Source organism: Streptomyces minutiscleroticus (assembly GCF_014650875.1).
Classification (GTDB): domain Bacteria; phylum Actinomycetota; class Actinomycetes; order Streptomycetales; family Streptomycetaceae; genus Streptomyces; species Streptomyces minutiscleroticus.
This window is the reverse complement of sequence record NZ_BMVU01000118.1, coordinates 1-9,073: the sequence shown is the minus strand read 5'-3', so window position 1 is coordinate 9,073 and position 9,073 is coordinate 1. Positions and strand designations below refer to the sequence as shown.

Sequence of the window (9,073 nt, the reverse complement as noted above, 5' to 3'; positions counted from 1 at the left end):
GCACCTGCTGCCGCACCTGCGCTCCAACTGGACGACGTTCGCCCAGCGCCCGCACATCACCACCCCGGGCAAGAACCGCCAGCTCACCGCGCTGGGCGCGCTGACGTCACGTCCGGAGCCTTCCGCTACCGGCTCGGCCGCCGCAGTGCGGCCGACTTCCTGGCCCTGCTCCAGCCCCCGCTGGCGGCCTTCCCCACCGCCCCGGCGGTGGTGGTGCTGTGCGCCAACGACTCCATCCACCACACCCACGTAGTCCGCGACTTCGTCGCCACCTGCCCGGGCCGCACCCGTGGTACGGCGCCCGCTCCAGCCCGCACGACAACCCCGCCGAATGTGCCTGGGCCGCGCTCAAGGCGTTCCTCGCCAACACCGCCACCATCCGGCCCGGCCGCCGACGACAGGTGCACACCTTCTTCCGTCTTCCGCACTCACTCACCCAGCCAACTCCTGACCACCGCAGCCCCCTGGTTCCCGACCGGTCACCGGCAGAACTTCCGAAATGGCACTTAGCTCAGCCCATCTCTTTGCACAGTGGATACGCGAGCCGCTGACAAGCGAGAAAAAAAGTTAGAAGCTCCTGGTAGGCGGCAGAAAGTATTTCTTTCTTGCCTACCAGGAGCTTCTTGTATTCGCACAGCCCTCAAGCACTCGTGAGCACTGCTCACGATATTTCTATCGACCTCTTCGGCATGTTCGAACCTTCAGCATGACCGTCAGCCGAGATGAACGAGACGTTGGCCAACGGCGTTCAGCCGAGCGAGGCCGCGCTCGGCGCTGCGGGTGCTCAGGAAGTGACGTTGTAGACGTCGGAGCAGGTGAGCCCCACGCTGTTGTTTCCGATGCAAGCCCAGAACGTGTAGGTCTTGTTCTCAGTCAGGTCCCTGTGCGCGGTGTCCGTGTACGGTGCCTTGTGCCCCAAGGTGTCGGCTATGAGGTAAGGATTTGCGGTCACGTACCCGGAAATACCGAAGCTGTCCGCCTTGGAATCGGTCGCAGTCAGCTTGTCTCCGTTAGCCGTCCACTTGACGGTGCCAGCGGTAGTGCCGCCGGTCTTGATGGTGATAGTGCGAGAGCCGTCGCTCTGCATGGCACCGACGGAGAACGTCGCGCTCGGGCCTGCCGAGGCGGCACCCGCGCCCATAGTCAGGGCGACGCCCGTCATAACAGCAGCGGTTGTGAGGACGGTCACCGCGCGCTTGCGGAAGGAAGTATTCACTTTTCCCCCATGTAGGTTACAGCCAGTTGAACGAAATGATCATACGTTAAACCGACACCTAACGGCCAGGGCATTTAAAATATCGCAAAAGTCAATAACGTCCGAATCTTCATCTTTTGGGTACGGTTATGTCGCTGGCGGTGAAGGCAAGGAAATGCTCGGCGCTGCGCTCGTAGCGGCAGTGCAGCTGATGGCGGCCGACCAGTCAGGACCCATGTGCCCGACCGTCTAGCAGCGGCGGTCTTGTCCCGAGGGCGGCTTGGACAAGGGTGCAATGGAAGGTTTGCTGCGCCGCGGCTCCCGTAGCAGATGCCGGTTCTTCGGCAAGGCCATGACCTGCTCCCAAGCACGCGGATGCGGGCGCGGGAGATGCTGACCGCTCGCTGAACGGTGAAAAACGTCTTCCAAAGGTTGCGGTACGGGGCTCGGACAGGGGCACTGGCACACTGGTGGCCCTTGGTGTGGCTTTGTTCACGGGTAGCGACAGCCAGATGTTCACCGCCCTGGGGGGCGCTCCCCTGATGCGGTGTTCGATGTTCACGAGAAGCGACAGCGTTCTCTCCGTTCCGGTCTGCGGCGGATCCGCCGCAGACCGGAGTCCTGGACGTCGTCCAGGGCGGGCGGTCGGATGTCACTTGTGTTGCACGCCGGGAGCGCCGTCCAGGGGCGCCAGCCGTCGGCTGAGCTCGAGGACCTTCGCGATGGTCCGGGGATCGCCGGCGCCACGGGAAACGGGGACCGGACGGGCCCCGGGCCCGATGAGTACGCCGGTCCGCCCCTCGAGTGAGGCATCGGTGGCCGCGAAGACGGACGGCGAGGCGGCCGCCGACGCGGGGCCGGCGGTGGCGCGTGTGAAGGTCCGGCGCACCAGCGGCCACAGCAGGCGCAGTGGCGGGGAGACGATCTTCGGTGAGGTCATGGTGCCGTCGGTCATGCTGGTGGCGGCGCCGCCGGGGTCGGCCGCGAAGACGGTGACCCCGGTGCCGCGGAGGCGTTCAGCCAGGTGAAGGGTGTAGGCGAGGTTGGCGAGCTTGGCTCGGCCGTACCAGTGGAAGCCGTAGTAGCCGCCCGGCGGTTCCGCAGCGTCGAAGGTGCGCTTGGCGGCCTTGACGGCGGCGGAGGTGACGTTGACGATCCGGCTCGGTGCGGCTGCCTGGAGCCGGTCGAGCAGCAGCTCGGTCAGCAGATAGGGCGAGAGGTGGTTGACGGCGAAGGACGACTCGATGCCGTCGACGGTCTGCCGGCGTTGGGTGAACATCGCACCGACGTTGTTGACCAGCACCTTCAGCGGGCCTTCGGCTGCCAGGTGCGCGGCCAGCGCACGGACCTGGTCGAGCGATGCGAGGTCGGCGGTCACGAATCGCGGTGCGGCCGCGGTCGCGACCGCCGCGATCTCCTCGATGGCGCTCGTGCCGCGCTCGGCGTTGCGGCCGACCACCGTCACGGCGAACCCGTGCCGCGCGAGTCCCTTCGCGGTCTCCAGGCCGATGCCCCCGGTACCCGCCGTCACCACTGCCCGCTCGCTCATGACCCCGCCCCTCACTGCCGCACACCAAGTGGATAGTTATCCGTTTCGATGAGTGCACGCTAACACAACCGGATAGCTATCCGGTTGGTGCGGGGAAGACGAACAGCCCGACGGACCGCCGGACCGACACGGGCAGGAGACGAGGTGCGCCGCCGTCAGCGCGGCGGGCGCAGACCCTCCAGCAGAACGTCCAGGTAGAGGTCCCGGCGTGCACCGCCCCCGGAGCGCACCGCATGCTGCACACCACACAGCAAGCGGCGCACGTCCTCGGCATCGACACCGTCTCTGATCGCGCCACTCAGACGGGCGCGGTCCAGCAGCCCGGTGACCGCCTGGTCGAGCTCGGCCCTCATGTCCGAGGTCTGCGATCCGGCGTCGACCGCAGATTCCAGCACGGCCGCGAAGTCCGGGTCGTCGAGCATGCGGTCGAGCCCGAAGCACAGCAGCCGGTGCAGGCCCGCGCGCGGGTCGTCGGCGGCGACCGCCGCCTGCGCCTCTGCGATCAGCTCCCGGAAGCGTTCCGCCGAGAGCGCCTCGACCAGCGCATGACGGTTCGGGAAGTGCCGGTAGACCGTCCCCACACCCACCCCGGCAAGCCGGGCGATGGCGTTCAGCTGCAGTGACGTGTCACCAGCGGCCAACTGCTCGCGGGCGATCCGCAGGATCCGGGCGCGATTGCGCACCGCATCCGCCCGCAGCTCCGTCTCCTGCCCCGCCCTCGATGTCACGGCCCCAGCATAAGCAGCCAGCAGGCCGCAGCCAGAGCCGAGGCCAACCGAGACGCACAGCCACACACGGGAGACACCGGACGACGGCAACGAGCACTCAACTCCTGCCATGCCCGGCGGCTGCAGCGCTGTCGCATCTCGTGGTCGGTTCGATCCAACGTACGGAGACTCCTGCCCCCTCAATCGGTGAACCGGCGCTGCTCATTCTCATGAACAGAGCCATTGGTGCCGCCCGCCAGCACACGCTGGCCCCGCTCAGGGGTCGATGCCATGAGCGCGGACCGCGTCGGACAGCTGGTGAGTCCCACAGCGGGTTGCTGATGGGGTCAACGCGTACATGCCTTCCTGTGCTTGCCAAGACAGCAAGGGTGGTCGGTGGTGATCCAGTAACGGAGTAGCGGCGCGACGCGCGGGATTATGAAGGCCCTGCGGGAGGCGGCCCGTGCGGCCTGACCGAAGGCCGACAGCGAGTGCGGTAAGCAGGTCGAGCGTCTCCCTCACGCATCAGTAGAGGGCGGTGATGCCGACAGCACACCCTGCCGCCATCTATAGGACTCCGTGGTTGGTGCCGATCTGCGAGTGCGGGGCAGGGCTTGTTGGCACGTGGCGCAGGTGCCGGTCCAGTACCCCAGGCTGTCCTGGAGGAGGCCGAAAACCTGGTAGAGGGTGAGGATCGGTGCACCGACTTCTGAGGCGAGCCGCTGTTCGGTCAGAAAGGCGTGGGCGGCGGTGGCCAGAGTGACGTGGTGATGCCGGCCGGTCCAGGACCGGCCCTTGCGGCGGTTGACGCCCCACAGGTGGTCGTCGCCGACCGAGTAGTAGCCGTGGAGGCAGCGCAACCCCGTGGGTGCGGCGATAGGTGGCCGACAGCCGGTCGGGGTGCTTCTTTCGGGCCCAGCCCGAGCCCGCGGTGGGACGGATGCCAAGCGGCCCGAACTCGCCGCAGGGCACCATCAGGCCCGGTTCGCCAAGCGCTCCAGTACCTCCTCGGTCCGGTCAAGCTTGGCGTCGCGCTCGAGATCGGGAGACTCCTTCCAGGTCTTGGTGCGCTGGAAGGTGACGCCGCGGCGGGCGAGCAGGCTGTCGACGTACGCCCGAATGTGGTCAGTGAGGTGCAGCGATATCTCCCCATCCTGAAGGTGGTCGTGTGCAGGCCGGTCGGGACCACTCGACCGCTCAGCTACTCCCACTTGAGGAGTCGTCGTCCTCAGCGGATGGTTGCGCCCAGGTAGTCGAGGGCCGCGCGGGCGAATCCCGGTGCGGTACGCGGGCACTGCCAGCGGGCGAGGATGTCGGGTCCGGAGAGGTTCGCGGGTTCGGCCTCCACGTCCTCGAGTTCATCCAGGTAGGCCTCAGGAAGCAGATCCTCGAGGGCCTGGTCCACCGGGGAGCTCAGCACCTCCAGCCAGGCGGGAAGGTGCTCGAGGACATCGTCCACGTCGGCCTCGTACGGATGCCAGCCATGCGCGCACGTCCTGCCGTCGTCATCGCGCGCGACCCGGCTCAGTACGGCGATGGCCTCGTCCTCGACTCCCGGACCTGGGCCGTCGAAGGCCACATGGGGCGCGAGCATCAGCAGACCCAGCGTCCAGAACAGCACGGGATCGCCCTTTGACCCCGGCGCCGCCGTGTCGAGCCGACGGGCGCAGTCGCGCACCGTCTCGTCCTTGTCCCCGGCGTGGTAGCCGTGTCGGAGGTCGTCCCAACCACTGAGCACAGCGTGCCAGTTGTCGGGAACGGGTATGACCGTCGACATGGCTTCGTGTTCCCTTCGCGAGGTCCTGGCTCCGCGGCCATTGGATCACACGGGCGCGCGCCATCACCTGGGGACCGCCGCGGCACCCGGCTCGCAGGATCCCGTGATCGCCCGAGCGCGCCGCCCCTCGGGGCTTCGGACCGATCGCCCTGTCCCGAGTCCGGCGGACTATCGGCCGGCTGCGGCCGTGCGGCGGCCGAGCAGCCGGCCGGGGACGTTCGCCCGTACGCACCTGGGGAGAGAACCGGCCCTGGCAAGATTTTCGTAGCCCGAGATCACCACCGGGATGCGGCCTGATGAGAGGAGCGGCGTCTCAGGTGTGCGATTAGGATGACGCGTTGCCGTAGGAGGGAGATGCCGGCGCGACCGGCCATGATCCGTTTCTGGAGCTTCACGTCCGTGACACGGCCTTCGTTCATTCCGGAGCTGTAGGACGTGGTGATGCCCTGGATCACGGCGTCCTGGTCTTCGCGGATTCCCTTGGCCAGGCCTGCCAGGGTGGGATGTCCGCAGGTGGCGAGCTTTTCGAGCCAGCCGGGCAGTGCGGTGGCGTCCTGTTGGTCGAGCATGGCGGCGAACTCGCGGACCAGTGCGTGGACGTGAGCCAGTTCGCAGCAGTGCGCAAACAGCAGACGCAGTTGTTCCTGGGCCTGCAGGCCTCGGCGTTCGGGCGGGGTGATGATCCATCGGGCGGTCTGGAGGGGCGAGGGCGCAGCTTCCTGCGGGATGGGCCTGCCGTCGGTTGCGCGCCAGGACGCGACGGCGACTTTGACACGCTGGTAGTGCCCGCAGTACCCCTTGGCCACCAGCTCCTGGTGCAGGATCGTGGCGTTGTGCTCGCCCTCCTCCCATCGTCTGCGCAGGTGGTCGAGGTAGGGCGCAAGGGCGGTGGGCGGGCGCAGCCGGCCACGGCGCACCACGTCCTGCCAGCTGGTGGCGCGGGCGTACTTGTGCACGGTGCGCCGGTTCAGGCCGAGTTTCCGGGCGATCGCGCTGATGCTGTCCCCGCTGTCGGTGTGCTCGTGGACGGCCTCGAACAGGCGCTTGGCGTGCCGGCCGGCCCGGGTCGTCTCAAGCGGCGGCTCCCCGTCCGTCGCAGGCTGCACCTCCTGGCGCTCAGTGGGTGGCAGGACGGCGGCGGTCAGGCAGGAACGGTGGGCGGCTGTGACGTCCTGCACCCGTCGCGACAGCCCCTGCCAGAGATGGAAACGGTCACTGACCTGCACTGATTCAGGAGCGCCGTCGGTGATCCCCTGCCGGTAGGCCAGCGAGCCGTCCCGGCACACCACCTCCACTCCGGGGTGCTCACGCAGCCATGCGGCCAGTGCGGCCCCATCACGCCCCTCCCACAACGTGATCGGCAGGCGGGTGTCACCGTCGACGAGCAACGTGCCGTACACCTGCGCGTACAACGCGAAATCATCCACGCCCAGCACCCGCGGCGTCGCCACGGCCGGCAGGGGCACTCTCATCAGCTGGAACAGCACGCTGGTACGCGACAGCGGCGCGCTCAGCAGCCCCAGGAGCCGGCCACCGCCCCGCCCGGCCAGCAGGATGCCGACCGTCTCGACCAGGTTCTGTAACAGCGCCGTGCGACGCTGGTAGCGCACCGTGAGTCCGTCGACCTGCTCGGCGAACGTGACCTTCACACAGGCCGGGTTCTCGCAGTAGAAGCGGCGCACGCTCAACTCGATACGCAGCGGTCGGCCCCCGACCGCCACGTCGGCCAGACGGCGAACGTAGCGGCTGTGCACCCAGTCGCTGGCGCGGCCGCACCCCGTACACCGAGCAGCACTTTCCTCACGCGTACGAGCCCGGACAAGCACCGCTGAGCCCGTCGCGTCCACGGATTCAGTCGCCACACCCGCCAGATGCGGCAACAAAGAAGCAAGCTCGACACCACACAGCAGGAGGATGCCCGATGTCCGAGATTTTGTGTCCTACGCCGTGATCTCGGGCTACGAAAATCTTGCCAGGGCCAGAGAACCCTGTACGCCGATAAGCAGGCAGCGCAGGGCCTCGCGGCCGATACGGATGGTCCGGTCGTGGACGGTGCGCAGGTAGGCGACGAGTTTGCGCAAGGACCAGCGGATGAAGGGCCGCCGAGCTTGACGGGGCGGGTGGTGGCCGTCGCCACGACGAAGCCCTCTGGCGTTATCGGCGCACTTGGCTCCACCTCTCCGGCCTGACGCGGCTCCAGGACAAACCGGGCGCAGCTACTTCCGCTCAGAACTGGCCCCGCCGCTGAACAGGGTGAACGGCTACCCGTGGGGCCGATTCAAGCCGGAACCGAACACTTACGTGGGTCCAAGTCGGACCGATTCCGGTGGGGCCAGCGGCACCGATAACGCCAGCCCTCGTCGTCACGGGTGAGCAGGCAGGGACGGCCTCCCGCCCAGCGAGGGTCCAGACAGGCCGGGCCGATCTCGTTGAACCGGTGGGTCACGTCCCGGACGGTGTCCTCATCGGCTCGCACCAGTTGGGCGATCGCCGACACCGGTTCCCGCCGACCGAGGCCGGCAGTATCATCGCCCGCCGGTAGCGCACCGAGCCGGTACTGCCCCGACGACCGATCCGCTGCAGCTTCCGCCCCTCCTGATCGGTCAGTTCCCGCATACGGACAGACTCGGCCACCGCACGTCCAACGGTCGGAATAGACGTCACCGCCCATCCAACCGTCACGACCTCCGACCCTATGCGGTCAAAGCACTAGTTCACTTCTCCCTGACCACGGGATCGATCATCTTGTGCAGTTTATTTTCGTTGACCCCGCCGAACGCCCTGGCCGCTATCTTCCCATTTCGGTCCAGAACGACAGTGGCGGGGACACCCTGAAGGGTCACCGTGCCCTTGGGGAATCCCGACAGGAGCATTTTCCCAGTCGGATCGAAGAGGCTCGGGTATGAAATGTCGTAGTCGTCCTCGAACGCCTTGGGTGCGGACTTGTCGCTATCCCGGGTGTTGATGCCAAGGAATTCAACGCCCTTGGTCTTCATTTCTTTGGCGACTTCGTTAAGGTATGGAGCTTCGGCCCGGCACGGCGGGCACCAAGAGCCCCAGACATTGATCACGAGGACTTTGCCCTGGAAGTCGGCGACGTCGAGGGGCTTGCCCTGAAGAGTCTCACCCGTGATCGAGCCGACAGGCTTTCGCTCATCCTTGGCAACCGTTGCGATGCCGTCCGCACCTGTTACGAAGTTCGTCTGACCGCCGCCTCCGGACGTGCCGCTGCCGCAGGCGGACAGCGCAAGTGAACCAAGAGTGACGATCGCGGTCAGTGCGACTGCACGGGCGACAGGCCTGAGAATCATGTGACGAGTTTCCCACGGGCCCGTGAAGTGGGAACCAGCACCCCTTGTGTTGAGGCGAACCAGTGCGCCTGCGCCGGACGACAAGCCGCGGCAGGCCGGCGCGACGGTGGGGCTTCCGCTGCGCGCACGAGTCGGGCAGCCCGGGAACCTCGCCCTCTGCGAGCGGAAGAGCAGGCTCTTGTCCATGGTCATGGCTCGAGGTGTCTATCGACAGCAACGCACGCTCCCCTCCCGGGTCGGCACTTGTGCTGTGCTGGTGGCGAGGAGCGCGTGTCTGCCGGTCGCACGCGCCGAACGCAGTGAGCTGAAGCTCCGTAGTCGCCACCGGCGAAGCCGCACGGATTATCAGCGCGCTTTCATCATCGAGCCGTGGAAGCTCTTCGCCTTCTGAACGTGACGCATCGGTTCGGGTGGATGGGCATGAACTGCGTTCCTAACGGTGGTTTGTTGACGGCGGATTCGTGAGGGTGTAGGCCGTGCAGGGAGGCGTCGACTCGGTTGGGGAGATCGAGATGACGAAGCGGTTGCCGTGTC

Annotated in this window: 6 protein-coding genes and 5 pseudogenes; 1 reads left to right on the top strand and 10 read right to left on the bottom strand. The window is 67.0% G+C overall.

Features of this window, described 5'->3' with window-relative positions; genetic code table 11:
- A pseudogene (locus IE271_RS43785) lies at positions 1–510 on the top strand (transposase); the annotation flags it as partial.
- 274 nt (positions 511–784) lie between these two features.
- Here the strand turns inward: IE271_RS43785 and IE271_RS39445 are convergent.
- The 10 genes and pseudogenes from IE271_RS39445 to IE271_RS39410 form a co-directional block, all read right to left on the bottom strand.
- Positions 785–1,216: a hypothetical protein gene (locus IE271_RS39445; protein ID WP_190195260.1), complete on the bottom strand. Its 432-nt coding sequence runs from the start codon at positions 1,214–1,216 to the stop codon at positions 785–787.
- Between the two features lie 631 nt (positions 1,217–1,847).
- Positions 1,848–2,744, bottom strand: a complete 897-nt coding sequence (locus tag IE271_RS39440) for an SDR family NAD(P)-dependent oxidoreductase (RefSeq protein WP_190195259.1) — start codon at positions 2,742–2,744, stop codon at positions 1,848–1,850.
- A 155-nt stretch (positions 2,745–2,899) separates the two neighbouring features.
- Positions 2,900–3,472, bottom strand: a complete 573-nt coding sequence (locus IE271_RS39435; protein ID WP_190195258.1) for a TetR/AcrR family transcriptional regulator — start codon at positions 3,470–3,472, stop codon at positions 2,900–2,902.
- Positions 3,473–4,106: 634 nt separating this feature from the next.
- Positions 4,107–4,248: pseudogene (locus IE271_RS43050) on the bottom strand (IS701 family transposase); the annotation flags it as partial.
- Positions 4,246–4,551, bottom strand: a pseudogene (locus IE271_RS43780) (IS630 family transposase); the annotation flags it as partial. The pseudogenes IE271_RS43050 and IE271_RS43780, both read right to left, overlap by 3 nt.
- A 128-nt stretch (positions 4,552–4,679) precedes the next feature.
- Positions 4,680–5,228: a hypothetical protein gene (locus IE271_RS39425; protein WP_190195257.1), complete on the bottom strand. Its 549-nt coding sequence runs from the start codon at positions 5,226–5,228 to the stop codon at positions 4,680–4,682.
- 275 nt (positions 5,229–5,503) lie between these two features.
- Positions 5,504–7,075: an ISL3 family transposase gene (locus IE271_RS39420; protein WP_373308914.1), complete on the bottom strand. Its 1,572-nt coding sequence runs from the start codon at positions 7,073–7,075 to the stop codon at positions 5,504–5,506.
- 153 nt (positions 7,076–7,228) lie between these two features.
- Positions 7,229–7,377: pseudogene (locus IE271_RS43040) on the bottom strand (IS630 family transposase); the annotation flags it as partial.
- 210 nt (positions 7,378–7,587) lie between these two features.
- Positions 7,588–7,862 (bottom strand): annotated as a pseudogene (locus tag IE271_RS39415) (helix-turn-helix domain-containing protein); the annotation flags it as partial.
- Positions 7,863–7,942: 80 nt separating this feature from the next.
- Positions 7,943–8,539: a TlpA family protein disulfide reductase gene (locus tag IE271_RS39410; RefSeq protein WP_190195256.1), complete on the bottom strand. Its 597-nt coding sequence runs from the start codon at positions 8,537–8,539 to the stop codon at positions 7,943–7,945.
- Positions 8,540–9,073: the final 534 nt, after the last annotated feature.

Bases quoted from the DNA above. Each gene is read 5' to 3' on its own strand.
- IE271_RS39440 (WP_190195259.1), bottom strand. From the start codon at position 2,744: ATGAGCGAGCGGGCAGTGGTGACGGCGGGTACCGGGGGCATCGGCCTG.
- IE271_RS39425 (WP_190195257.1), bottom strand. From the start codon at position 5,228: ATGTCGACGGTCATACCCGTTCCCGACAACTGGCACGCTGTGCTCAGT.
- IE271_RS39410 (WP_190195256.1), bottom strand. From the start codon at position 8,539: ATGATTCTCAGGCCTGTCGCCCGTGCAGTCGCACTGACCGCGATCGTC.